This is a genomic window from Herbaspirillum sp. 1130 (assembly GCF_017833835.1).
GTDB lineage: Bacteria > Pseudomonadota > Gammaproteobacteria > Burkholderiales > Burkholderiaceae_D > Herbaspirillum > Herbaspirillum huttiense.
On record NZ_JAFICQ010000001.1, the window covers coordinates 585,288 to 610,796 of the forward strand.

Below are 25,509 nucleotides of genomic sequence, written 5' to 3' on the forward strand. Positions count from 1 at the left end.
TAATTCATGATCATCCAGGTGACCGAATGGCAAACAATTCCTCCTTTGCGCGAGATATGCGGCAAGAACTTCTCCTGCTGCTCAATAACCAAAAGACGTTCTCCGATATCCATATCGAGCAGGACGAGCCGCTGATGCTGAAGACGCCCCGTGGCTGGCAGTCTTGCGGCGACTCTCCGGTGACGCTCGAAGAGATGCAACCTCTGCTCAACGCAATCGACGAGGATTGGGAAGACAAGATCATCGACAAGGCAATCGATTCTCCGTTCATTCTTGATCGCTGGCGTCTGCGCTGCAATGTGTTCCGCATGGCACGTGGCACACGGGTGGCGATTTCGATCCGCCGCTTCCCGCTTGAGCCGATGGCACTGGAAAGCACCGGATTGCCGCCTTACATCAAGACCATCCTGGATGTCACCAAGGGCCTCATCCTCATCACCGGACCAACCGGGGCGGGCAAGACAACCACCATGGCCTCCATGCTGGAGTACATCAACGCCACCCGTCACGCGCATATCGTCACGATCGAAGAGCCCATCGAATACGAACTTCAACGCAAGCAATCCATCATCTCTCAAAAAGAGGTGCCCACCGATACCGCGAGTTTTTCCAGCGGTCTGCGCGAAGCCCTGCGTCAAAAACCCGACGTATTGATGGTCGGAGAAATTCGCGACTTCGAGACCGCCGACACGGTCCTGCATGCCGGTGAGTCAGGGCACCTCGTGCTGGCCACACTGCATACCAGCAGTGCGGTGCGCGCCATTACCAAACTTCTCAGTTTCTTTCCGCCCGATCAACGCACTCAGCGGGCGGCGTCGCTGGCGGATTCGCTGATCGGCGTCATCTTCCAGAGCCTGCTGCCTTCCGAGGATGGCGAACAACACGTGATGGCCAGCGAGATGGTGTTCAACAACAACCAGCAGATCGCGCCCTTCATCACGGATCCGGAAAAGCTGCCGCTCATCGGCGACTTCATGAAGCGCAAGGAAGATAATATGTCCCGCACGCTCAACGATGTCCTGATCCAGTTGATCGCCAAGAAGCGGATCAATCCGCGCGATGCCTTGCGCATTGCCTATAACCGCATCGAACTGCACGAGATGCTGACCAGCAAGCGCTGAAGGCTGACCATGACGGACGGGGGCGCGCCCTCGTCCGCATCCTGCCGGCAGCACAACGGCGGCGCAATGCCGTAGCATTTGCACGCACGAAGTACGCGCAACGCGTCACCGGGCTTTCTCCTGTCTTACTCTCTGAAACTGCCGGTTTATACCAAGTTCCCCGGAAGCAGGTTCTATCGGGCAGCTCTTTTTTCTATTTCTCTCATGGCACCCATGGCGCTCACGCGAGACCATCGGCCGCGCTACGCCCCTGTCACCCGGTGATCTAACCCGGCAGATCGCGATGAACATGCCGTGATGAGTGGAACTGTGATCACGGCAATGGTGACCCATGACTGTGCACGGAGTCGCTCGCTATCGACATTGTTAACGGACGAAGCTGACATCTGTGTGACATGCATAGAACCCATTTCATCAATAGGCGTGAGATGCCTATTGATGAAATGGGTTCTAGAACAACAGCGGACCAAGTCCGTGGTCAACTTCGAAAGACCTCAATGAAAGAAACTGACTTTGGCACACTGGTGGCCGATATCTCCCGGCTTGCCAACATCCAGCCACCGGAGGGAGTGGCCGGGCATGCCCACCTGGAAATCGATGGCATCAACTTCACCCTGATGGATGGTGCGGCCATGGAGGAGGGCAGCCTCGCCTACTTTTGCGACTTCGGCCCCATCCCCGACAACGCCGACCGCGCCGATATCCTGCAGCGCCTGCTGGAATGCAATCTGCTGATGTTCGGCGTGGGCACGCCGACTTTCTCGGTCAACTTTGAGACCGGCCACGCCATGCTGATGGGACGCGCCGAACTGGCGCAGATCGATGCCCGCAAACTGGTCAATGCCTTCGTCCACTATGCCGCCGAAGCAAGGCAATGGCAGCAGAACCACTTCCTGGAAAGTGCCACGCGCACCAGATCCAAGACTCAACACCGGCTCTTCAGCGCGGCTTAAGCCAGCGCACCAGCCCCGATTTCGGAACATATCATGCACATCACAACGGGAATTACCGAGGCCGGCCCCCTGTCGCCGACTCGCGAAACAGGATCGACATCACCCCCTGCCGGGCCGGTGCCGTCCATCAGCATCAGCCTGACACCGCCCCCGGCCAGCTTGCGGGAAATCGTTCAGCAACAGGCGCCGGCAGTGCAGGAACTGGATGTCCTGCCACTGGCTTCGGCAGCCGACACCGCGCGCGCCGGTGATATCGAACTGCGGCAGATCCTGGACAACTACCTGCAGGTCAAGAATCGACCGGTCAATCCCGAGCAGGCACTTGCATTCGTAAGGGAACAGCAAACGCAGCTGGCCAGACCGCAAGCACAGCAGGACTGGACCCGCGCTCAGGAACTCTATCTGCAGATGCAGCACATCACGCCGGAGGAATTCAAGGCAGTGGCGGGTGGCGTCTTCAAGGGAGGCTGGATCGGTTCGGGTACGGTGTACGCAATGAGCAGCCAGTTGGGCAATTTTCTTTCGGTGCTGCCGTCCATTTACACCGCTTCGGTCCCGCGCGACGAACTCAGAAATCATCCGGTCCACTATGCGCTGGTCAACCTGTGCATGCAGCTGGGCTTTTCACTGATTACGCCGATGATCAATGCGGCCATTCAGATTCCCATGGTGGCGCGCCAGGAGCTGATGCGCGCCAAGGGGCAGCCGGCACGCTCGAAGGAAATGCGGGCGCCCCTCTATCCCGAGACCCGGCAGCAGCTCATCAACGTCACGCGCCAGATGGAGTTGTGTTCCAAGCACATGGAAGCACATAGCGAGGCACTGGCCGCGTTGGAGAAAGGTTCGCCGGCGTGGAATGCGCGGGTCGAGCAAATGCAGCGGCACGGTGAGGAGGCGATTGGCCTGATGCAGCGGCACACGCAGTTGCAGAAAGAATTCCAGGTGCGCAAGGACGTCACCGAACTCAACTACGTCAGCCAGTATTACCTCGCATGGAATCGTGTGCTGCGCGTGGCGGGCACGCTGGCCGGGCAGATCAGCGGTACGGCCACGGGCAATTCGCACCTGTCGGCCTATATTCAGATCGGCACGGCCGTATTGACCATGGGCCTGCAACAATTCTGGGCCGGGCCCAAGGGACAGTTGGCCAAGCAAAGCGATACCCTGCTGGCCACCTTGCGTTCAACCCGCTTGATCCGGCCCGAGCAGCAGACGCAACTGGAGCAGGGCCGGCTGAGCGTGGAAGAACTCTCGACGGAACACCTTGACCTCAGCGATGTTCCGCGCCAATGGACCCGCGGCGAGGCGGTCGCCTTGGGTCAATTCAAGGAGTACCTGTCTCTGCAGATCCAGTATCTGGAACAGCAGATGGCCGACATGCTCGGCATGAATCCGCATGAGTGGCGCACCCTGGCTGCCACCAGCGCGGACCCCGAGGCAGGCGAGGTCAGGGCGCTGGCCGTCCATGAGCGCAAGCTCGACAGTATGGAAGGTGCGCGGCAGCGCTATGCGGCCCTGGGTGAAGAACTGGCACAGGTGAAGGCGGACAAGGAGCATGTCCAGGCAGACCGCTGGCTGGATGTCTCGCCGGAGAATCGCGCGATCCTCTTGCGCAGCGTCGACGGCAAGCACGACTGGGAGACCGCCCTGCGTACGGCATGGGTGCGCATGCGTCTGCCCTCGGACTTCATTCCGCAGGTGGCGCAGCGGGTGGGTGCCCAGTTCCAGATGGTGTTCGCCGGCAGCAACATGCCACTGGTGGTCTCGGCCTTGATACGCATGATCCAGGCGGAGTCCACCGAGGCGCATCGCCGGGCCGTACATATGCTGGCCCAGGCCCCGTCTCCGCTCAACAGCCTGGCTCCCGTACTGGCGGCCACCCCCACAGTGGCGGCCGCAGCCGCACCGGTGATCAGCAACGGTGGCCGCTATGCCATCGCCTCGGTCATGTCCCTGATCGGCGTGGCCGGTGCCTTCTCCAGCGGTGCACTGGTCAACGACAAGATCACCCAGCGCAGCGAGATGCGCGACGATGCCAAGCGCGGCGAAACGCCTCGTGTCGGTTTCCAGCCGGGTCTCACTGTCCGCGCATTGAAGGCGATTGGCCGTTCCATGTTCGCTTTGCCCACGGCTGTCGTGAAGCGGACGATGATCGAATACAGCGCGCGCAGCGCCCGACATACGCAGGCGCAATTGCAGCAGCGCATCGACAGCGCAAACAAATTCGCCGCGGGTAACGGCTGATCCGCAAAGTCTTTGATACGTTCTATGAAAACCGCTTCCACCTCTTTTCACTTGCCTACGCTTTCTGAATTGCCGCCGCTGGCCGGTGCAATTGCTCCGTCTGACGGCACCGTTCAGCCCCGGCTGGCGGCCGACGACGAAGATGAGCGTGGCCACTCGCAACGCATCATCTCCGACCGCCGCGCAGCCGCGGTCTTGCTGGCGCAGGTGCGCAGAACCGCTTCGGCACCCTTGCCGCAAGGACGCGCCGCGCCACCGTCCGAGGAGATCGCCGACAGCGAGCTCGATCACGTCAGCCTCATCGACAGCCAGGCACCGCCTGCCGACGGCGATACGACGGTCTCCCCGGCGCTGCTGCAGCTTGCGCGGCGCGGTGAGCTGCTGCTGCAATACCAACATGCCATCGATCGTCGGTTGGACCTGGACCATGCGGTGGCTGCGATCAAATTGCGGCGAGCCGCCGAAATCTATTTTCCCAAGAGAAATCTTGCAAAATTCCTGCCACGCCTGCCAAAGTCCGACCAAGACCGCCAGACACTGCAGCGGCTGTATCACCAGCCGATTGACGATCTGCTCGCCGAACTGCGCTGCCATCCCGAAAATTATTCCCGTACGCTGCTCACTGACGTGGCCACCGCGCACATGATGGAGGCGCTCAATATCGATGTCGCCAACTATCTGCGTGGCATCAGGGCTGCCGGACGTTATGAGGGACTGCACAGTGTTGCCGGGCGTGTGGTCAGTACTGCCGCCGCACTGATCAGCCTGGGTGTATCGGAGTTGCCGTGCAGCGGTGAAGCGCTCAAGGTGCTGGCGGAGGTGTTCAAGATACTGGCCCATGAACTCCCGCCCAACCTGATCAATCCGTTCGTCACGGGTCGGTTGCGCACGTACACCGATATCAAGGAATCGTTCAAGCGCGCCGGCGGACAGCCGGTGGTCAGGCCGGAGATCGACAAGAGCCCGGACATGGGGCAGATCCTGCACAGGGCCGCCGCCCGTCGCCAGGCGCTGGAACAGGCGATCACGCAGTTCGAGCGAGTGGTCGATGGTGACGATCAATCCGCTGCACTGGCCGGCCTGGTCGCGGCCTTCATGGACTTGCACGAGCTGATCGACCGTACCTACCGGCGGCGCATCGGTCTCAATCGCACCCAGACCTACAGCAAGGCCTGGGGCATGGCCGTCAACGGCATCGGCGTGAGCGGCGCAGTGATCACGGCCACCGTGCCGGTGGCCGGCCAGATTGCCGGTCCGGCCATCCTTGGCGCGACCATTCCCTTGCAATGGGCGGCCGGTTATCTGGATGAGCAGCGCAACCGTCACCGTTACAACCTGCGCGCCAATGTGAAATGGGGAGATTTCCTGCTGCCGCATGCCGCAAAGCGACACTTCTCGGAACTCACTGCAGCGGACGTGAATGAAGCCGCTTTGCGCCAATCCTTCATCACCCAGCCGGAGATCCGCGTGGCGGCTATCCGAGAGGTGTACGAAGATGCGTTCGCCACGCTGGTCAAGGAACAACTGGAGCTTGAACGCGAGATTGCCGCAGGCGGCAGCCGGCAACGACCGCTGGCGGTGCTGCAGCGACGCAGCGCCGAACTGGCCGAGGAAATCGCCATCGCCACCCGCGAGATCGACGACTTCGAATCGTTCGACATGGAGCACTGGCACCGGCTCCCCGCAGACGGTCTGATCGGCCGTTGCCTGGACGATCTGTCCTACCTCGAAAAGCGCAATCGCCGCGCACGCCTGCGTAAGCCGGGCGAGTCCGCCCAGATCATCCAGCGCTACGTGCAGGCTTTCCAAGGGGGAATCTCGACCGCCACCAGCATGCCGATCATCGACACCCTCACCAACATCGACAGCCTGCATGTCCCTGGCGATAGCCACCAGCTGCAACCTGCTCCGCTGGCCGGGGCGGTCACGGTGGGGATCACCGGGGGAGCCGCCTTCACGGCTGCGACCGGCGAGGTGCGGGTGACCAAAGCCGACAACAAGCGCATCCTTTCCGGGCCACCGCCCTCGGCCCTCGACAACCCGCCGCTGGATGATCCGCGCTGGTCCCTGCAAACCTCCACGCGCAGCGTGGACCTGCGCGGCACCCTGGCTTACCGGCGCTTTACCTATACCCGTCGCGACGAACTGAGGCTCTTGGGGCGCGCCGTAGGACATGGCCTCACCAGCGGACCGGTCGGTTTGTACAACATGGCACGGGCGCGCGGGTGGCCGCAAGCCGAGGTGGCGCAGTCGCGCCGCATGTTGCGCCGCGCACTGGACGCACTGGCGAGAGTGGGCTTGCCCAGACTGCCGCCGCCGGGCGTACGCGCCGACACGATCTCGGCGATGCGAGACGAACTGTACGACTATCCCGCCATCCGTTCACTGCTTGAGCGGCCGCAGGCAGGGTAGTCCAGCCTGGCCTGAACGCTCAATACTGCAGCGCCAGCGAGCGCTTGACCAGCTTGCCGGACGCGTCCTCCAGTACCGGGGTCTCGGGACTCCCCTCAAGCTTGAAGATGCTGATGAGGTCCGCCAGACTGCGGGCCTCATCCTTCATGGCGGTCGCTGCTGCCATGGCTTGTTCCACCATGGCCGCATTCTTCTGCGTCACGTCGTCGATCAGGTTGATGGCGTCGCTGACTTCGGCGATGCCACTTGCCTGATCCTGGCCGGAGGAACTGATATCGCCAATGATGGCGGCGACGCTCTCCACGCTCACGACGATGCCGTGGATGGTCTTGCCGGCTTCCTGTACCAGCGCGGTGCCTGCGTTGACCTTGAGCACCGAATCGGTAATCAATTCCTTGATCTCCCTGGCCGCGGCCGCCGAACGCTGAGCCAGGCTGCGCACTTCCGTGGCCACCACGGCGAAGCCACGCCCCTGTTCACCGGCACGGGCGGCCTCGACTGCCGCATTGAGTGCCAGGATATTGGTCTGGAAGGCGATGCCATCGATCACACCGATGATGCTGGAGATCTTCTGGGATGAAGCATTGATGGTTTCCATGGTCCGTATCATCCGCGCTACCGCGTCACCACCGGCCGAGGCCGCACTGGAAGCGATGGCGGTGGTCTGGTCGGCACGCCGGGCGTGCTCGGCGTTGCGTTTGACGGTGGTGGCGATCTGTTCCATGGCGGCTGCGGTCTCTTCCACCGAGGACGCCTGCTGCTCGGTCCGTACCGAGAGGTCCTGGCTGCCGGTGGCAATTTCGGCCGAGGCGATGGCAATGCCGTGGATGCTGATGCGCAGCTTGCTGATGAGCTCGCGCAGATTGAGCGTCATCGAACGTAGCGATTGCATCAACTGGCCAACCTCGTCCCGCGCGTCCACTTGAAGGTTGGCCGTCAGATCGCCGCGGGCGACCCGGTCCGCGACACCGACCGCCTCGGTCAGCGGGCCGATGATGGAGCGCGCCAGCAGGTGCACCACGATGGCCGCCAGCACGATGGCAAGCCCCTCCAGAATCAACAGCAGCCGACGGCTCTGCTTTGCCGTCTGTTCAATATCGAAATTGGTGCGATCGATCTGCTGGCGCTGGACATTGAGAAAGGCTTGCATGAGCTGCTGGAATTCTTTGGCCACCAGCACGTATTCATTTTCCAGTGTCTTGAGCGCCAGCTCGGCCTGGCCGGCCGCCTTCAACTGATTGACCCGATCCCGCGCGGCCAGATAGCGCTTGCGCTGCACACCGATCTTCTCAAACAGCGCGCGTTCTTCATCGGTGTCGAGCAGGCTGCCGATATGTTCTTGCAGATCCCCCGATTTCTTGGGCCCTTCGGTAGCGAGAAAAGCCGTCAGTGAGGTATCGCTGCTTTTGGCGATGGCGGTGGTGCGCATGATCCCGGATTCGATGGCCCGATACCAGTCGCTGCTGAGCCGCTCCTTCATCAAGGGTTTCTTCATCATGGCCGAGGAGGCGTCGCTCAGTGTCTGCAGATTCCACAACGCGGCCCCGGTGGTCATACAGGACAACACCAGAACCAGCCCAAGACCCAGGCCAAGTCGCCTGGCTATCTTCAGATGAGTGAACATGACCGCCCCTTTTCAAGAAAACCTTACGCCGTATCAAAAAAGTAGAGTATCGAGGATGGTAACACCGTATTGATGAGTGAGACATAAAAAATTCAATGTATGGCACGCAGCGCTGCCACATTGCGCGACTGCGCCCGCCATTCATGAACGTCGGCGTCGCGCTTCAGAGCAAAAAAGAGAATGAAATCGGGGCAAAAGCGGGCAGGGTGATGCAGAGCGTTGGCGAGCGATGAAAGGCGCGGCGGCGCCTCCCTGCAAAGCAGGGGATGGCGACACGCAAACACGGATTCGCAGGCAGCCGCCCGCACGGGCATCCGCGTGTCAGGTATTTGTCAGCTTGTCTGGCGTTCTTCGATCAGGCACTTGACTAGCTGCGTCCGGTTGCTGACGTTGAGCTTCTTGAAGATCTTGGAAATATGGGTGCGTACCGTCGAGAATTCGATGTGCAATTCACGTGCGATCGCCTTGTCGGAAAGCCCGCAGCAGATGTAGCGGGCCAGGTCGCGTTCGCGCTCGGACAGCCGGGATACGACGGCGGGGTCGACTTCAGCCGCTGCCAAGGCTGCCGCACGCGGTTTGGTCCGCTGCAGGGCGTGGGTGAACGATGGCTGGATCAATGCCAGCAACTGCAGCGCCGCCGGACTGAAGTTTTCTTTCCGCGCGCCGCGCCAGATGCGGATGTCACCGATATTGCGGGTGCCATCGTAGGCAAACATGTTGATGCCGAAGCACAAGCCGTCCCGCGCCAGGAAGTCATTGAAGAATTCGGTGCGTTGCAGATGCTCCATCGGCATCACCTGCGTGACCAGGGTCGGTACGCTCAGGCGCTGAAGCTTGTGGGTGATGGGATCACGATACTGATAGTAGTGCTCGTAGTTGGCCAGATTGGCCGGATCCATATTGACCGACACCCGGTCACTGAAACACTGCCGGTCGTCATCCCAGGTGTAGGACGCGAAGTAATCCGCTTCCAGCAGCCGGAGCAGCGGCAGGGAAAGGAATTCCCGAACTTCATGGTTGGAGCGGCAGCCATTGAGCCCCCACATGATGTGCTCAAGCAACCGCAATTTATCGGCCGAAATGTACACGCGTCGCGCCCTCCTCAACACACATCCGTCGTCCCTTGCTCGTCCCGGATCACGCACCAAAAAGCATCGCGCCCGCACCTGATCGTGCCGCCATGCACCCGTGGATGCTGCATTCGGATGCAGATATCTTCGCCACAGGTAGCACGCAGGCAAGCGACCTGCCATCAAGCAAGATGCATTCCACGCCTGCCTTCCAGCCGGCGCGCGATCACATCATCGAAGAACAAGGGACTGCAGGGTACGCAGTGACAGGGAGTCAATCCTGTCGCCGCGCGGTCTCCATACTTTATAAATTATTTAAATCGTTTTGATTGCCGGTTCCGGCGCCTGCGGTCTCACGAGCCACGCTCGCGAGCCAGATTCGCAGCGCGACCATGCTACCGATTTTCCCGTCACGACGCAATGCTGCCGATGTTGCGCGCCGGCCGCAAGCGCTGATCTCGCCTGCATTTCGGGCCGATGGCGGGCTGCACGCGATGGGCGACGCACAGGCGTCGACGTTTGCGCAGTCTCTCTTCCGGCTCATCAACGCATCCTCATTCTTGTGGATAGGCGCGGACGCGGCACTGACCTATTCTCCAAATCAACCGATGAGCTGTTTCTCTGAGTGAGATGCGATCTCAGGCCGATACCTTGCGGCTGGCTCGCCTGTGCGGCGGGCGTGCGGGAAGCGATGGCGGCAGGTTGCCACCAACCAATTGACGAAAAAAAGGGAGTGACGTGATGCGCAATATTCTGTGGAAAGGCTTGTTCTGCTCGGGCGTGGTGCTGGCGTCTCCAGCCGTGCTGGCCGTGGAAGGCGGGGGCGGCAATACACCCAACGGGGCTGACGGCTTCATGGCAGGCGCGCTGCCGCCGCCGGGCACCTACGGCCTGGCGTTTCTGAACCACTACAGTGGAGACCGCTTCAACGACGGCAACGGCAATTCCTCCGTGCCGGGGTTCAGCGTCAAGGCCAATGTGGCTGCCCTCAAGATCGTCCACATGACCAACACCGACGTCTATGGCGGCCTGCTGGGCTTCTACAGTGCGCTGCCGCTGGTAGACCAGACCGTCCAGGCTGTAGGCCGCACAGATAGCCGAACCGGCCTGGGCGATCTGGAAGTGGGTTCGCTGGTGGCGTGGCATCAGGGTGACTGGCACTGGTATGGCCTGATGGCCCTGGTCGCACCGACCGGCTTGTACAACAAGGACCGGCTGGCCAACATCGGTTCGAACTACACCACCCTTCGCCCCCAGTTTGGCTGGACCTATGCGCCGGCCAACGGCATCGATATTTCCAGCCGCTTCACCTATAGCTTCAACACCCGCAACAACGCCACCAACTACAAATCCGGTCAGTACTTCGAGGCCGACTACAACCTCGGTTATGCCTTTACCCCCAGCTTCAAGGCAGGTTTGCAGGGCTATTACTTCCAGCAGATCACCAACGACGAACAGAACGGCGTGAAGGTGGGTAGCGACGGCAACAAGGGGCGGGTACTGGCAATCGGCCCCGGGCTGTTCTATCAGTCCAGTTTCGCGTCCTTCGAACTCAAGTACCTCACCGAGACCATGGTGGAGAACCGGGTACAGGGCAAGAGCCTGTGGTTCAAGAGCGTATTCAAGTTCTGATTCAAGTTTTTGATTGGCGCGGCTGCGGCTCGCATCACCTTGAGACCGGCCGTCGCGCTTGTGGGGCTGCGTGCAGGCGTGGCCGGTCTCTTCACTAGTAAATGGATGAATTCATGGATCTGCTGGAACTGACCCTGATCGAAGCGAGAAAAGGGCTTGCCGATCGCCGTTTCTCCTGTACGGAATATGTCAATGCTCTCATCGCCGAGACCGAAGCACAGGCACATCTGAATTGCTACCTGCACCGCGACTCCGAGTTGCTGCGGGCGCAGGCGCGTGCGTTCGACAAGGGTGCCGTGCATGGTGCGCTGGCCGGCATGCCGATCGCCATCAAGGACAATATCGACGTCGCCGGTATCGCCACCACGGGCGGCACGGCGGCTTTGCGACAGCACGTGGCGCAACATCACGCTCCGGTGGCAGCGCACCTGTTTGCTGCTGGCGCGCTGTATGCAGGCAAGGCCAACCTGCATGAACTGGCCTTCGGCATCACCAGCAACAACGGCGTGTTCGGGCCGTGCCGCAATCCGTATGACCGTGATCTGATTGCCGGTGGCAGCAGTGGCGGCTCCGCAGCCCTGCTGGCGGCGCGACTGGCCCCGGCCGCGGTGGGCACGGACACTGGCGGGTCGGTCCGCATCCCGGCGGCACTGTGTGGCGTGGTGGGTCTGCGGCCGAGTTCGGGAAGGTATTCGCAGCAGGGCATCGTGCCGATCTCTCATACACGCGACACTGCAGGCCCGATGGCGCGCAGCGTGGCCGATGTAGCCCTGCTGGACCAGATCATGGCGGGCAGCCCCGAGCTGCAGCCTCTGACCGCGATCTCGCCCGGGAAATTGCGGCTGGGGGTATTGCGCAATCCTTCCTGGGTCGGCCTGGAGCAAGAGGTAGAAGCCGCCGCCGAGGGTGCGCTGGCACGCTTGGCCAAGGCGGGCGTGGAGCTGGTCGATGTCGAACTGCCGACGCTGCAGACACTCAATGGTGCCGCCGGCTTCGCCATTGTGTTGTATGAGTTTCTGGTTGATCTGCCCGCTTATCTGCATGCGTCGGACGCCAAGCAAGCCTTGCTGGACATATTGAAACAGGTCGGCAGCCCCGACGTGGCTGGCATCATCCATGCCGCCATGGATCAGCCCGTACCGGAACAGGCTTACCGTCAGGCGCTCAGGGAGCGCGCGATGATCCAGGCACTTTACGACGATTGCTTCCGCAGCAATCGTCTCGATGCCTTGATCTTCCCCACGACCGCGCTCACGGCCCGTCCCATCGGCGAGGACGCCAACGTCGATCTCAACGGCGAACGCATACCCACATTCGGTGCGTTTGCCCGCAATGTCGACGGTGCCAGCATTGCCGGGCTACCCGGCATCAGCATCCCGCTGGGCTTGTCGGAGCATGGCCTGCCCGTGGGTCTGGAACTGGATGGCCCCGCCGGTTGGGACCGCCGCCTGCTGGAGGTGGCGGCCTGCGTGGAGGCGATCCTCGGCACGGTACCGCCACCGCCGCGGCAGCCTCGCTAGGCCGATGCCGCTTGCAGGTTCTGTTTTTCATTGTTCTTCTATCCTGTCATTTTTCCGGAGAAACGCATCATGCAACGTCGTACTTTTCTCGGCCGCACCTTACTCGGCGTCACCGGCATGGCCAGCAGCAGCGTACTGGGTCTGGCTGGCGCGCTGACCGCCCGCAACGCCCACGCGGCCGACACACTCAAGGTCGGTGCCATGATTCCTGCAAGCGGTCCGGCCGGATTGTTCGGCCCATCCAGCAAGAATTGCTGCCTGCTCGCCCAGGATGACATCAACGCCCGTGGCGGCATTCTCGGACAAAAGATCGAGGTGCTCTTCGGCGATGCCGGTGCCGGGCCGGAAGCCGCCACGCAGACTGCCCTCAAATTATGGAAGGGGGCCGGCGTACGTGCATTCGTCGGCATGCACGACAGTGCCGTCCGTGGTGCACTGACCACCATGCTGCGGGGCCAGGTGCCGTATTTCTACACCGCTTCCTACGAAGGCGGGGAGTGCTCTCTCGGCGTCTACGTCACCGGCGAAACACCGGCCCAGCAGCTGGCACCGGTGATCCCCTGGCTCAGCGAGCAACGCAAACTCAAGCGCTGGTACCTGATCGGCAACGACTACAGCTGGCCACGCGAGACCAATGCGATTGCGCGCACCCATATCGCCAGCAGCGGTGGCAGCGTGGTCGGTGAGGAATATGTACCGTTCTCGGTCGACAACTTCGATGCCAGCCTGGCTAAGATCCGGGCCAGTGGCGCCGACGCGGTGCTCATCACCCTGGTGGGCGGGGCCTCGGTGAGTTTCAATCGCGCCTTCGCCGGCCTCGGTCTGGCCGCCGGCATCACCCGTCTGGGGACACTGATCGAAGAAAACACGCTGGCCGGTATCGGTGTGCAGAATGCCGAGAATCTGTATTCCTCCGCCGGTTACTTTGCCGCCCTGCAGACCGCACCGGCCAAGGCGTTCGCGGCGCGCTACCAGGCTCGATTCAAGGGTCCGGATGCGCAACTCAACAGCCTGGCCGAATCCTGCTACGAGGGATTCCTGATGTTCGAGGAGCTGGCCCGACGCGCGGGCAAGATTACGGTTCCTGCCTTCAATGTCGCAAGCGAAGGGGCCCATTACGACGGTCCGCGCGGTCGGGTGGAAATGCATCAGCGACATGTGGTGGAGGATATCCTCGTCGCGCGTGCCTCACCGAGCGGCTTTGAGATCGCCAAGACCTTCCCCGCCGTGGGTGCCGGCCAGAGCTGCAAAGTCTGAGCACCATGACTGCGATGCATGCAAGCGCGCTGGCGACGATGGGGCTGGACCTGCTCTACGTGCTCTCCATCCTGGCGCTGACAGCCATCGGACTGGGTATCGTGTTCGGATTGCTGGGGGTGATGAACATGGCCCATGGCGAGTTCGTCATGCTGGGAGCCTACTGCGTGGTCTTCATACAGCAACGCGGACTGCCGACCCTGATGGCCTTGCCCTTGGCCATCGTGGTCTGCGCCACGGTCGGATGGGGGGTGGAACGCTACCTGATCCGCACGCTCTACAGCCGTCCCTTCGATACCTTGTTGGCGACCTGGGGACTGTCGATCGTGATGCGTGAGCTGATCAAGGCAGCCTTCGGTGCCGGATACCAGAACGTGACGCTGGCAGCCGCGCAGCCGCTGCAACTGGGGACGCTGGCCTATCCGCTCTATCGGCTCGAACTGATGGCGTGCGTGTTCCTGGGCTTGCTGGCGCTGGGAATCTGGTTTGGCCGCAGTCAGGTTGGTGCGCGTATCCGCGCCATGACCGGCAATCCGGTCCTGGCCAGGGCGGTCGGTGTCAATACCACGCGGCTGGCGAGCCTGAGCTTCGTGACGGGCGTGACGCTGGCCGGCCTGTGCGGCGTCATGCTGGCACCGCTGGTACGGGTCGAGCCCTACATGGGGCTGGACTATCTGCTCAACGCGTTCTTCGTGCTCATCGTCGGCGGTTTCGGCAGCGTGGCAGGCCTGCTGGCCGGTACCGGGATCATCGGTGCCACCCAGAGCCTCACGGCCAACCTGCTGGATCAGACGGCTGGCTATGCCGCGGTGCTGATCGTGTCGATACTCTTTCTCTGGATTCGTCCCAATGGTCTCATCGCGCGCCGCTAACCGCCTTGCCCTTGTCCTGATCAGCGCTGCGCTCTTGCTGGTGCCTGCCATGGTGGGGGATTTCGATGCCTATCAAATCGCGCTCTACCTGTTGCTGGGCATCGTCACGCAAGGCGTGGCGCTGTGCTGGGGCAATGTCGGTTTCCTGTGTCTGGGCCAGGCCGTGTTCTTCGGGCTGGGTGCCTACCTCTCAGGAACCCTGTTGCGGGCCGCCATGCAGCAGCCCGTGATGCTGGCGCTGCTGCCGCTGTGCCTGCTGTTGCCGGCGGCCATCGCCTATCTGCTGGCCCGTGCAGTCTTTGGGCGCAAGGTGGACAATGGCCCGTTCTTCTCGCTCATCACGCTGGCGCTGGCCATGCTGGCCAGCCTGCTGGCCAATCGTTTCAGCGGCCTGACGGGCGGCTTCAATGGCATGGTCGACATTCCCGATCTTCCCGGAACCGATCGATACGCCACGCTCTACTACGTCATCGCCGTGGTATCCATCGGCAGTACCTGGATTTTCTGCCGGCTGCTGCGTTCACCGCTCGGCATCTTGTGGAGCGCCCTGGAGCAGAACGAGGAGCGTCTGCAATTCTTCGGTTTCGATACCGGCAGGCTCAAGGCGATTGCCTTTGCCATCGGCGCGGCGGCCTCCGGACTGGCCGGCCTGCTGTACGCTCCCCACCAGGGCATTGTGACACCCAGTGCCATTGGCATCGGCATGTCCACGCAATTCGTGATCTGGGCGGCCATCGGTGGTCGCCGCAGTCCGGTGGGGGCATTGGCGGCCACGGTGATCATCGGTCTGGTCTCGGCCAGCTTGCGGGATCGCTATCCCTTCTGGGAAGCGCTCATGGCGCTCATCTTCATCGCCGCGGTGCTGTGGTTTCCGCAGGGACTCTCAGGCGCGGTGGCGCCTTGGCTGCGCTGGCCGGCGCGCTGGGTGCGACCGTCCACCTCGCTCACGGAACTGCAAGCACCGGCGCTGTCGTCAGGTGCGCCCAGCGGCGGCGATGCCGTCCCTCATCTGCAACTGCAGGATGTGCACGTGCGTCGCGGGGCGGTACGCATTCTTGACGGGCTGGCGCTGGAGAGCCGAACGCGCGGTATCTGTTGCGTGATCGGTCCCAACGGGGCAGGCAAGACCTCCATGTTCAACGCCATGAGCGGACGCCTGAGCGCCGACCGGGGAAACATCTGGTTCGACGGTCAATCGATCACCCGCTCTCCCGCATGGCGGGTCGCGCAGTTGCGCATCGGACGAAAGTTCCAGATTCCCTCGGTATTCCCTCGACTCAGCGTCAGACACAACCTGCTCATTGCGCTCTGGGCCAACCGTCTGTCGCCGCGCGATCATCTGCGCAGCGCACCACTGGGGTGGCACTCGGCGTTCGGTCAGCACCTGCTGGCAAGGCTGCCGCTGTTGCAACAGCGGCCCGAGCTGGCAGCGGGCAGCCTCTCGCAAGGGGCGCGCCAGATGCTGGAGTTCGCCATGGTGGCGCTCATGGAACCGCGACTGATGCTGCTCGATGAACCCTGCGCCGGGCTGTCGCCGGCGGAGACCCAGCAACTCATGGAGGTCGTACGCTGGAGTGTCGACCATCTCGGTGCCAGCGCGCTGCTGATCGAACACGACATGAGTGCGCTGGAGGCCATCGGCGGCCATGTCTTCGTGCTGCATCAAGGCCAGTTGCTGGCACAGGGCGCACTGGCGGAGATCAAGGCATCGCCAGAGGTACGCAAGGTCTATCTGGGAGGAAGAAAATGACGCTACCCGTCCCGCTGCTGACATTCGATAATCTGGTGGCCGGTTATGCGGATACGCCCGTCCTGCATCGCGTGAGCGCTAAGGTGAGCGCCGGGCAGGCGCTGGGCTTGATCGGGCGCAATGGCGTCGGCAAGAGCACGCTCTTGCGTGCACTGGCCGGGATCATCCGCCCCTTTTCCGGCAGCGTGTCCTGGTCAGGTCAGGCGCTGGAAGGGCAGCCCGCCTATGCCTATCGGGCAATGGGCATGAGCTATGCGCCTCAGGAACGGGTGGTCTTCGACGAGCTTTCGGTGGCGGACAATCTGACGCTGGGTCAGGCCAACCGCGACCTGGCGATCTTTGCCAACAGCTTTCTGCTGTTTCCGCGGCTGCAGTCCCGGCTGCCTCAGAAGGCCGGAGTGATGAGCGGCGGCGAAAAGAAACTCTTGTCCTTTGTCCGCATCATGAGTGAAGAGGGCGCCTTGAGCTTGCTGGATGAGCCCAGCGAAGGAGTGGCTCCCGAAAATATCGCGCTCATGGCCCAGGTCATCCAACAGGCCAAGGCGCGGGGCAAGGCGTTTCTGCTGGCGGAACAGAATATCGACTTCCTGCTGTCGGTATGCGATCACCTGCTGATCATGGATCATGGGGAGTTCGTTGCCAGCGGCCCGCTGGCGCAATTTTCGCGCGAACGCATCGAGTCCTATCTGGCGGTGTGAGCCGCAATGCCGGGCGCAGACGAGGATCGTGACACTGCGTGAATGCGCTTCACGCAGTGTCGCACTGAAGGTCTAGTGTGAAGCGATCAGGCCGCGCCGTAGTCGTACTTGTTCTTGTCCAGGCTCAGCGGCGAATTTTCCGGTACCGTGCCGCCCAGGTGGACGGCGGTGGCCACGGCCGCATTGATCGCAGTCGTGACCGCGCCTTCGACCCAGCCGCCGTTGTGAGAGATCGAGTCGCCGGCGATGTAGACCCCGGTATCGGTATCGGGATGGTCCTTGTTGACGCTCAGGTACTGGTAGTAGGCCTCTTGCTGGCTGGCCTCCTGACCGGGGGTATTGAGCTTGAAGGCACCATACTGGTTAGGCGTACCCTGCCAGTCGATGGCATGGATCTCGTCATTGACCGGCACCAGGTTACGGGCGAACTCGGGACTGACCTGTTCGATCACCTTCTTGAATTCGCTCAGCCGCTCTTCCGGCGTCATGGCCATGAGCTTGGTGGATTTGTCACCCCAGGTGTAGCTGACCAGTACCACGCCTTCCTTCATACCCGGATAATCCAGGCAATAGATGCCGTGCGGCGACTGGTCGGTCTGGATGGTCTGCGGAATATCCTTGCGGGGGTTTCCCTGCTCATCCAGCCAGAACTTGGTCGGGGTGCGGATGAACAGCTTGGAAGAATCCATCATGTGCAGATCCATCAGCGCACTCTTGACGGTATCGCTGAGCGGGTCCGTACCTGTTCCGGAGGTCACGGTCAATCCCATGCGCTGCAAGGCGGGGGGAGTCGCCGTGACGATCACGGCGTCGAAGGTTTCGGTACTCTCTTCGGCCGCCTCGCCGTTTTGGCGGACGGCGGTCAGACTCGGACGGCCATTGTCCATCTGCACACTCGTCACCTTGGTCTGCAGACGAATGTCGGCGCTGTCGTCGAGGCTGACCTTGCTGCCGTCAGGACGCGTCACCGGTTCCGAATAGAACTGTCGCAGCGCTGCGCTGGTGCCGTCGGGCAGCAGGTTCTGACGATCTTCCAGCTTGTTGAGCATGACGCGCAGAATCTCCAGGAAATTGACCTGGTACAGCGGGCCGAAACCACCGGTCCCGATCCCCAGCGCACCGAAGGCATCCATTTCCGTCTTGCCCCAGCCTTTTTGTTCCTTGAGTCCATCCAGCACGGCGGCCTGGAAGCTCATGTCCTTGTACTTGGTGATATAGCCCTGCCAGATTGCCTCCATTTTTTCCGTATCATGGACGGCACGCGCCTCTTCCAGCGGCATCATCAACGCGGTCGCAAATTCGGTGAAGTCGCGGCCCACCTTCTGCAACACCGGGTCCGACGGTGTGGCATTGCCCCCCGGCCAGTCGATGACCTGATTGCGATAGAACAGCTTGGTGTCGACCTTGCCCGGATTGGGGAAATTCGGATCGGTCTTCACACCGAACTGCTTGAGATAGTGGAACCAGGTCTCCCCGGTGGGCGGAAAGCGCATGGCGCCCATTTCCGAGAAGGCTTTCGATTCTGTCTCGCCGTCATGATAGGGACGGGATTTCAGGCGACCACCGATGCGCTTGTCGGCTTCTATGATGACGGGGGTCAGGCCGATCTTGAGCAGCTCACGTGCGGCGACGGTGCCGGCTGCACCACTGCCCACGATGGCCACCTTCTTGTTCATCGCCTCGGGCGGCAAGACGGCGATGCCGTCATTGAACTTCAGGTATTTCTTGTAACTGTAACCGGTGTCGATGAAGCTGATGTCCGGCTTCTTCTCCAGGATTTCAGTGATCGCACTGCGTTCGCCATCATCCAGATGCATCAGTAGCTTGTTGCGCTGAGGCGAGCTCATCTCGCTGAGCAGCGAATGCAACACGCTGACCGACGGGCCCTGGCGGCGTACCGCGATCAGCGCAGCCAGTCGCGCAGGCGGCAGGGTACTCTTGAGGTGATCGAGCATGCCACCGGGGACGCCTTCAGCGGCGAGATGGTAATACTGATTGGCCAGCCATAACTCCTTGTTCTCCAAGGTAGGGTTGGGGCTGATATCGCCCTTCAGGTATTGCACGCTGACATGCTTGAGCAACTCGACCTTTTCGGCGTCGCTCATGACATGCCAGTGCTGATAGATCTCGCGCTGTGCCTGCAAGCGCTGTTCACCCTTGGGCATATTGCGCAGCAGTTCCAGGTTGTGGAGCATCGGTGCGGCCAGGGATTGCGGACGGACCGCCGGCCACTCGCCCACCCGGGTGGTATTGATGAATGGCAGATCGCGTTTGCCGTTGGTGCGGCTGGGGCCGCTCTCCAGAAGGGACAAGGTAGCGGCCGTGAGACTGGCGGCAGAAGTGGATGGAGCAACTTCGCAGCCGGAGGAAGTGGATGCCGTAGCATCGAAGCCCGTCCGGGAAGTTTCTGTGACGTTGTGCATGATTGAATTCCTTGGTAAGTCATGGGGCGGCACCGCCCTCAGCGGTTGCGCACCATGAGTGAAGCAAAACTGGATGCACCCTTGCTGGGCGGTGGCGCGCGCCGCTCCTGGCTGAGCAGGAGCGGATCGATGCGCCATTGCCGCGCTTCGTGTGCGAGGACTTTTAACTTTTGCAGCAGCGATCCCGGGGTCAACTCGGCCACCGTCTCGGCTTGCAGACGGACCAGGTGCCCGGTGTCCGGCGAGAGTGCAAAGATCGGCTTCTCGGTGGTGTGCAGCGACAGGTTCATCTTCAGCAGTTTCTGGCAGAGATCCGGAGCCTGCGTCTGGCCGAGTTCACCCAGATCGCAGCAGATGGTCATGCGCGCCGGATTGATCTGTTCGCTGTGGATCAGGGAGAAATCGATTCCCTCTACCTGAAAAGCCTGGCCCTTGAGCAGGGGTTCAGGCTGTTCGAACAGGGTCAGACCGCAGAACTGCGCGATGAGCCGGGAATAAGGGGAGTGGGACATGATCGTGAAAGAGGCATCGTTAAAAGGCGGAAGAAAGGAGGGCGCCCATAAGACGACGCCCCGGTTCTTTTCCCGCATCGATAAGTGGCATCCGGGCAGCGCCGGTTCCATCTCATGCGCCGCCTGATCAGCGCGCCGTCGCGGCTGGCTGCGTTCGCTCACCATGCAGTTCGGCATGGGTTCGGTCGAGCCACTGATCGATGGGATCGTAGTCGCTGCGCGCAAAATTCTTGAGACAGGCGAGTACATCGCGGGCCGAATTGGCCACGTAGTCGGGGCGTCCCGGCACCAGTCTGCGCCAGCCGCGCGTCGTGTCGGTAGCACTGACCAGAGCACCATCACGTACCTGATAGCGGCGCTGGTCGGGGTTGGGATACGCGGCCGCCAGGAAAGCATGGATGAGATTGCCGGCCTGCAGGCTATCACCGGCAATACGTACCGGAACTGCCCGATAGCTGGCCTCATGCAGTGTGACCAGATAGTAGCCGCGCGGCCCGACGCCCAACATCGGGGCGACCTCGGGGGAATAGGTGAGGTCGAACAGGTCGTGGGTCTTGAGGAAATGCCGTCGTATCGCTGGCACATTCTGCAGGCGCAGGGCGTGGTTGTCGTCGCGCACTTCCTGTTGTTCCAGCAGCAGCTGGCCGGCCTCATCCACTTCCATGACCATCAGCGGACGGTGCAGGGCGGTCGACAGCGTACGTGCCAGCATTTCGCCCGGAAAGGGCCGACCGGGCAGGAACGGCTGGCCGGGGGCGGGCAGGGGGAAGCGCGTTGCGGGTGTCCAATCGAGAATCTCCGGCAACACATTGGCACGCACCCGCTCCTTCATGGCCTGGCGCCGCTCGTCGTCGCGCTGCTTGTAGCGGTGATTCGGATGATTGACGTCGTAGTAGCCCCCTTTTTCCCGGAACTTCTCATGCGATACGTTGCGCACGGCGTCGTTGAGAAACGGCGTGATCGGATGGCCGGTAAGGATGGCGCCCAGTATGCCCACGCGGATCTGCGCCGGACTGAGCGCCGAATGGTAGGGATGGCGCCAGCGCGCCGGTTCATCTTCGCGAGGCTCCAGCGGCGCGCCGTGAAAATTGTTGAGCGTACCGCCGGTAAAGATCATCTCCTGGCGTTGCGCATCGTAGCGATACATCTGCGCCGTCTCCGGATGGCAGCAGATGGCACCGTCTTCCAGCTCCAGCTGTAGCGGCTGACCATCTTGCCGGGCCTGTTCCAACGCTTCCAGATAACGGTGATAGCGCACCTCGGCCTGGAAGGTGTCGAGCTGGCGGATGTAGAGCACCTGACCGAGATTGAATTCTTCTGCGTCGTCCGGGCCGTCCGCCCCCCCGCGCCGCGCGCGCGCGGCTGGCGGATCATGATCGATGCGATCCAGCACCGCGACCGAACCGGCCATGAGCAGGCTCTCCACCTGCATGTGCTCGGCCAAGGGGATGACCGTCACGGCGGTCTCCTGCTGTATCACCATCTTCTGGCTGCGATCCAGCGGGGCCGCGCCATAGCCCAATCCCTGCAGGAAGGTCGCCGCCATGTGCCCGGAGCTGGTGACCGACATGAATTCGGTCATGGCCAGCAGGGCCCCCTCGCCGATGAAGACGGCATCCGCGCCATAGCGTTCGCGCGCCTGCGCCTGGCGCGACTGCTCCACGTAGTAGGCATCGGTCACCACGGCCCGGTAGACGTTGTGCGGGACGGTCTTGGCGTGCAGGGACATCAGATTGACCATCAGGACCGATAAAGGCGTGACCATGCGATCACGCTCTCCGGTGAGATTGCCACGCTGGTTCATGGCCGCCGTCTTGAACCACACGCCCGGCGCCAGCCGCAGATAGCGCGCCTGCCCGGTCTGCGCCCAACGCAGCAGGTAGTGGAACAGCTGCGACTCCAGCGTATAGGCATGGATCGCTTCCCGTCCTTCCTCGATCATGCGATTGCTCAGACGCTGGTAGAGCGGATTGCTGTGCTCCACGGTCTGCGGCATGCCCGGTGCATTGCCCAGCGTCTGCTGCAATTCCTTGACGTAAGGTACCTGGGCATCGGTAAAGGTGGTCTGTTCGCGCGGAATGCGTTCGGTGCGGGCGAAGGGTGCCGACGGGCTGGCCGTGTGCGGCAGCGGTGCACTGATGAAGTCGGGCGACACTGCGGTCGGATAGGCCATGGCCGAGTTGACCGCATAGGTCGCCGGAAAACTTTTCATCAACTGTTCCGTGGCCTTGCGGATGCGCACCGGCAAACTGGCAATGCTGTTGGAGGCAGCCAGTTCCAGATCAGGGAGCTGCGAGGGACCGGCCTGCTCGATATCGGGCGGGTGCGCGCGCCCGGAGAGCAGGTCGGAGGCGGCGATCATCTCTTCGTAATAACGCTGCACATCCTCCAGATGTTGCTGTTGCCGTGCCGGCGACATCTCGTGGAAACGGGCCGCTGCCTGCACCTGTTCAAGCTCTGTGCGTGCCGTGCGTGGTGCCTCCAGGTTGAGATGGTTGATCGCCCGCCGCATGTTCTCCACGCCATCCTTCAGCATGACCGAGGTTCGTCGCAAGGCTTCCACATCTTCCAGACGATCACGTCCTTGCTCAAGCATGCGCTCGGTTTCCACAGAAAAGACGTTGAGCAGATCGCGCACCCGTGCCAGCAGATTGTTGGGACTGTTCTCCCGCGCCAGTTGGTCTTCGCCGACGCGCGCGGAACGGCCGGCCAGACCGGCACCGGCAAACACGATAGAGAGTATCGGCAGCAAGGCCTTGTCGACGCCACGTACACCGAGACGCGTGACGAACGCTTCCAGATAATTGCGGCCCATGTCGCCGTGCCCGGCGGCAGCACCGCTGGCGCTGGCCGCAGGCGGCGGGGCACCGTAGACCGCGCCCAGCGAACGGAACACCAGGTCAGCCGCGAAAAAGTCCATGGCCTTGTAGGTTGCGCTGAGCAACAGATGGTTCTGCGGGTCGCCCGAGCGGCCGCGCAGGAATTCGATGCCGGTGAGCACCGTGGCCACGCCGAAGAGGCTGTAGATATCGTTCTGATTGCCGCGCGGCAGTCCCATGCGGGACTGGATGCCGTAATTGAGCAGCAGCCGCCCCAGCTCGCCCAGGAAAGGCAGCAGCGCTTCATTGAAAATCTGCCCCGGAATGTGTTCCCGGCTCTTGGCCGTGTCCTTGACGAAATTCTTGTACGCAAAACTGTAGGCCACAGTCACCACATCCTGTGCCAGCACGGTCACTGCGATGGCGCTGGCAATGGTCTTCTCGTCGACGACACCCGCGCCCGAACCGGTGAAGGCGCGGGCACCGGAAAACAAGGTATGCGTCTTTTCGTCGCGCAGGCTGTTCATCAGCGCCGTCATGCCATAGACCGTGGTCCCGGTGATCAGTGCGCGCAGGCTGGTGCGGATGATGCCATTGGCGGTAGTGCCCGCGACCATGGGATTGAGGTCGTTGAGGATGATGTCGGTCAGCACATGCGAGGCCGCCGTGGCAATGCCCTTGAGCGAATGGCGATCCTTGAGGAAGGGAGCGGCGGGGATTTCCTCGCCGGTGGAAACGATGATCCGGGGATCGGCATAGCCGGCGATGCTGCCATAGGGTCCGGTATTGTCGCCGCGCCACCCATAGGTCGAGACATCCGCACCTGGCAAGGGCGATAGCGCCTTGACCGCATCACCATGCGGATCGAGCAGGGTCATTTGCAGGCCCTGCTGCGTGTATTCGAAGCGGTGTCTGTACTGGTCTTCAGTGCGTACGATGAGGGTGCGGTTACGTGGCCGCTCGTCCATGAAGGATTCGATGAGCTGGCGCATGGTCGCGTTCTTCACGCCCGGCGCATTGCTGGGCGCGATGATCTCCACCCCGCGTTCATCGAAGCCGGTCACCTGGGCGATGGCGCCGCCGCTGATGTTCAGACTGGCCGGATACTCGCCATAGGAGCGGCTCTGGATCGGACGCGGGGTATCGTGGTACTTCTGGTCGGTGAGGAAGATGATGGCCCGGTTCTCCGGACCATTGAGATCGCAGTAGCCCAAGCGGAAATCACTGCTCCGGCCGTCGGCGCGGCTCGATGGTGGCGGATCGCCAAATCCCTCGGCCATGTAGTTCTCGGCATTGGCCCATGAAAACTGGCGGGGGAACTGGGTGGCATTGGGCGGCACCGGCATGACTACGGTATTGCTCTCGTCCACGCTGCGGCGCGCGAACAGGACCGAGCGCCGCGAACACTCCAGCAAATAGGTACAGAAGTAGGTTTCCATGGTCACTTGCGGACCGCCCGTGCCGCTGCGTTCTGCCGCCATGAGTTCCTCGCGCCGTGCGTCAAACCCCACCAGCGCGCGCGCGCTGACCAGCCGGTTGGCGTAACCCTTGATGAAGTAAAGCTCGTCCGGGCCCTGCGGCCCCGGCACGCTGTCCTTGACCACCAGCAGGTGCGTGGCGACCGTGCTGGTACGGAAGGCGAACGGAAAACTGGCGATGCCGACATGATCATTGAGCGAGGCCAGCCTGATCCCGGCCGAGGCCGATTCCACGTGCCGCCCATTGAGGGCCACGACGATCTCGTCGAATTCGGCACGGCTTACGCCGCTCTGCCGCATGTCTTGGTGCAGCTGTGCCAGCGCAGGCGAGGGGGCCGCTACTGGTGTGCGCAGCGCCGACAGCAACGTGGCATCGGGCGCGATCTCGATATGGACGTCGGCCGGGGCGTCAATATGCGGGTGCAGAACCGGTATTTGCTGCTGCTCGATGCGTCCTTGCAGCTGTACGGGTCGGCGTTCCAGGCTGCGACCGGATGGCAGACGAACGGAATCCGCCGATTGCGGAGGCGACGCCGCCTCAGTGTGAGCGACGGTCGTTGATGTTGCAGATGACGCCCCGCTCGGCTCGGCGATGTCGCCGAACGCTGGGCGTGAAGAAGAAATATGGGCCATGTTGGTGCAAGAGAAGAGGGCTGAAGGAGGTCCTGCCGGCGTCGCGCGACGCGGCAATGACCTTGGGTCTGCTGCTGGGTGGCACGAACCGTCACATCGTTCCAACGTCATCGAAATGTCATATTCTCAGAGCGCAGTTAACCACTAATTGGACCGTACCACTTGTGCAAAAAGGTTCCTTTTTGGCGCGCCTTGCAATTCCCCGACGGCAGGGATGCGGGGCAGGCAGTTTTGCGTTGACCGCCCTAAATTGGCCCTATGCAGCACTTTAACGGTGCATAAGGAGAAATATCCCCGTAGCGACAAGCGAAGTAAACGTCCCCAATACCGCATTTTTGTTACCGCAATATTAAAAACAAAAAAATCAAATATATATTTAGTTGGTACGTACCACTTATTGACAGCCGAGTTCTGAAATTTCATAATCGCCTCACTTTCAGGGCGCGTGCGAACTTTTTCCCATGCGCGATACCGACCAAGGAGTTGAAGCG

General features: G+C 61.9%; 15 protein-coding genes. 10 read left to right on the top strand and 5 right to left on the bottom strand.

The window, feature by feature from the left end; all coding sequences use genetic code 11:
• Positions 1 to 26: 26 nt before the first annotated feature.
• The 4 genes from JOD78_RS02695 to JOD78_RS02710 all read left to right on the top strand — a co-directional run bounded on the left by JOD78_RS02695 (position 27) and on the right by JOD78_RS02710 (position 6,730).
• The gene (locus JOD78_RS02695; RefSeq protein WP_209568859.1) at positions 27 to 1,121 is read left to right on the top strand and encodes an ATPase, T2SS/T4P/T4SS family; all 1,095 of its coding nucleotides are present in this window, start codon (positions 27 to 29) and stop codon (positions 1,119 to 1,121) included.
• A 497-nt stretch (positions 1,122 to 1,618) separates the two neighbouring features.
• Positions 1,619 to 2,074, top strand: a complete 456-nt coding sequence (locus JOD78_RS02700; RefSeq protein WP_209568857.1) for a CesT family type III secretion system chaperone — start codon at positions 1,619 to 1,621, stop codon at positions 2,072 to 2,074.
• Positions 2,075 to 2,107: 33 nt separating this feature from the next.
• Positions 2,108 to 4,318 (top strand): hypothetical protein, encoded by a 2,211-nt coding sequence (locus tag JOD78_RS02705; RefSeq protein WP_209568855.1) that lies wholly within the window; start codon positions 2,108 to 2,110, stop codon positions 4,316 to 4,318.
• Between the two features lie 51 nt (positions 4,319 to 4,369).
• Positions 4,370 to 6,730 carry a hypothetical protein gene (locus tag JOD78_RS02710; protein WP_245201961.1) on the top strand — a complete coding sequence of 787 codons (2,361 nt, stop codon included), beginning with the start codon at positions 4,370 to 4,372 and terminating at the stop codon, positions 6,728 to 6,730.
• Positions 6,731 to 6,749: 19 nt separating this feature from the next.
• Here JOD78_RS02710 and JOD78_RS02715 read toward each other — a convergent pair whose 3' ends face one another.
• Together JOD78_RS02715 and JOD78_RS02720 are read right to left on the bottom strand one after the other, a co-directional pair.
• Positions 6,750 to 8,354 carry a methyl-accepting chemotaxis protein gene (locus JOD78_RS02715; RefSeq protein WP_209568851.1) on the bottom strand — a complete coding sequence of 535 codons (1,605 nt, stop codon included), beginning with the start codon at positions 8,352 to 8,354 and terminating at the stop codon, positions 6,750 to 6,752.
• A gap of 332 nt (positions 8,355 to 8,686) precedes the next feature.
• On the bottom strand, positions 8,687 to 9,607 hold the full coding sequence (locus JOD78_RS02720; RefSeq protein ID WP_209570739.1) for a response regulator transcription factor: 921 nt from the start codon (positions 9,605 to 9,607) through the stop codon (positions 8,687 to 8,689).
• A 558-nt stretch (positions 9,608 to 10,165) separates the two neighbouring features.
• Between JOD78_RS02720 and JOD78_RS02725 the strand changes: the two genes are divergently transcribed.
• The 6 genes from JOD78_RS02725 to JOD78_RS02750 all read left to right on the top strand — a co-directional run bounded on the left by JOD78_RS02725 (position 10,166) and on the right by JOD78_RS02750 (position 17,153).
• Positions 10,166 to 11,056, top strand: a complete 891-nt coding sequence (locus JOD78_RS02725; protein ID WP_209568847.1) for a transporter — start codon at positions 10,166 to 10,168, stop codon at positions 11,054 to 11,056.
• Between the two features lie 113 nt (positions 11,057 to 11,169).
• Positions 11,170 to 12,576 carry an indoleacetamide hydrolase gene (gene iaaH / locus JOD78_RS02730; RefSeq protein WP_209568845.1) on the top strand — a complete coding sequence of 469 codons (1,407 nt, stop codon included), beginning with the start codon at positions 11,170 to 11,172 and terminating at the stop codon, positions 12,574 to 12,576.
• A gap of 69 nt (positions 12,577 to 12,645) precedes the next feature.
• Positions 12,646 to 13,833 carry a substrate-binding domain-containing protein gene (locus JOD78_RS02735; protein ID WP_209568844.1) on the top strand — a complete coding sequence of 396 codons (1,188 nt, stop codon included), beginning with the start codon at positions 12,646 to 12,648 and terminating at the stop codon, positions 13,831 to 13,833.
• A gap of 5 nt (positions 13,834 to 13,838) precedes the next feature.
• On the top strand, positions 13,839 to 14,705 hold the full coding sequence (locus JOD78_RS02740; protein WP_209568842.1) for a branched-chain amino acid ABC transporter permease: 867 nt from the start codon (positions 13,839 to 13,841) through the stop codon (positions 14,703 to 14,705).
• On the top strand, positions 14,683 to 16,455 hold the full coding sequence (locus JOD78_RS02745) for an ATP-binding cassette domain-containing protein (RefSeq protein WP_209568840.1): 1,773 nt from the start codon (positions 14,683 to 14,685) through the stop codon (positions 16,453 to 16,455). Before JOD78_RS02740 ends, JOD78_RS02745 begins: the two co-directional genes overlap by 23 nt.
• Positions 16,452 to 17,153: an ATP-binding cassette domain-containing protein gene (locus JOD78_RS02750; RefSeq protein WP_209568838.1), complete on the top strand. Its 702-nt coding sequence runs from the start codon at positions 16,452 to 16,454 to the stop codon at positions 17,151 to 17,153. Before JOD78_RS02745 ends, JOD78_RS02750 begins: the two co-directional genes overlap by 4 nt.
• Positions 17,154 to 17,239: 86 nt before the next feature.
• Here JOD78_RS02750 and JOD78_RS02755 read toward each other — a convergent pair whose 3' ends face one another.
• The 3 genes from JOD78_RS02755 to JOD78_RS02765 are packed head-to-tail and all read right to left on the bottom strand — an operon-like array spanning position 17,240 to position 25,018.
• Positions 17,240 to 19,576 carry an NAD(P)/FAD-dependent oxidoreductase gene (locus JOD78_RS02755; protein WP_209568836.1) on the bottom strand — a complete coding sequence of 779 codons (2,337 nt, stop codon included), beginning with the start codon at positions 19,574 to 19,576 and terminating at the stop codon, positions 17,240 to 17,242.
• 38 nt (positions 19,577 to 19,614) lie between these two features.
• Positions 19,615 to 20,253: a CesT family type III secretion system chaperone gene (locus JOD78_RS02760; RefSeq protein ID WP_209568834.1), complete on the bottom strand. Its 639-nt coding sequence runs from the start codon at positions 20,251 to 20,253 to the stop codon at positions 19,615 to 19,617.
• The gene (locus JOD78_RS02765) at positions 20,216 to 25,018 is read right to left on the bottom strand and encodes a hypothetical protein (RefSeq protein ID WP_209568832.1); all 4,803 of its coding nucleotides are present in this window, start codon (positions 25,016 to 25,018) and stop codon (positions 20,216 to 20,218) included. The genes JOD78_RS02760 and JOD78_RS02765 overlap by 38 nt, the downstream gene beginning before the upstream one ends.
• Between the last annotated feature and the right edge of the window lie 491 nt (positions 25,019 to 25,509).

Coding starts and splice junctions, on each gene's coding strand:
- JOD78_RS02745 (WP_209568840.1), top strand. CDS start 14,683: ATGGTCTCATCGCGCGCCGCTAACCGCCTTGCCCTTGTCCTGATCAGC.
- JOD78_RS02765 (WP_209568832.1), bottom strand. CDS start 25,018: ATGGCCCATATTTCTTCTTCACGCCCAGCGTTCGGCGACATCGCCGAG.
- JOD78_RS02750 (WP_209568838.1), top strand. CDS start 16,452: ATGACGCTACCCGTCCCGCTGCTGACATTCGATAATCTGGTGGCCGGT.
- JOD78_RS02740 (WP_209568842.1), top strand. CDS start 13,839: ATGACTGCGATGCATGCAAGCGCGCTGGCGACGATGGGGCTGGACCTG.
- JOD78_RS02760 (WP_209568834.1), bottom strand. CDS start 20,253: ATGGTGAGCGAACGCAGCCAGCCGCGACGGCGCGCTGATCAGGCGGCG.
- JOD78_RS02725 (WP_209568847.1), top strand. CDS start 10,166: ATGCGCAATATTCTGTGGAAAGGCTTGTTCTGCTCGGGCGTGGTGCTG.
- JOD78_RS02700 (WP_209568857.1), top strand. CDS start 1,619: ATGAAAGAAACTGACTTTGGCACACTGGTGGCCGATATCTCCCGGCTT.
- JOD78_RS02715 (WP_209568851.1), bottom strand. CDS start 8,354: ATGTTCACTCATCTGAAGATAGCCAGGCGACTTGGCCTGGGTCTTGGG.
- iaaH (WP_209568845.1), top strand. CDS start 11,170: ATGGATCTGCTGGAACTGACCCTGATCGAAGCGAGAAAAGGGCTTGCC.
- JOD78_RS02720 (WP_209570739.1), bottom strand. CDS start 9,607: ATGGCAGGTCGCTTGCCTGCGTGCTACCTGTGGCGAAGATATCTGCAT.
- JOD78_RS02705 (WP_209568855.1), top strand. CDS start 2,108: ATGCACATCACAACGGGAATTACCGAGGCCGGCCCCCTGTCGCCGACT.
- JOD78_RS02735 (WP_209568844.1), top strand. CDS start 12,646: ATGCAACGTCGTACTTTTCTCGGCCGCACCTTACTCGGCGTCACCGGC.
- JOD78_RS02755 (WP_209568836.1), bottom strand. CDS start 19,576: ATGCACAACGTCACAGAAACTTCCCGGACGGGCTTCGATGCTACGGCA.
- JOD78_RS02695 (WP_209568859.1), top strand. CDS start 27: ATGGCAAACAATTCCTCCTTTGCGCGAGATATGCGGCAAGAACTTCTC.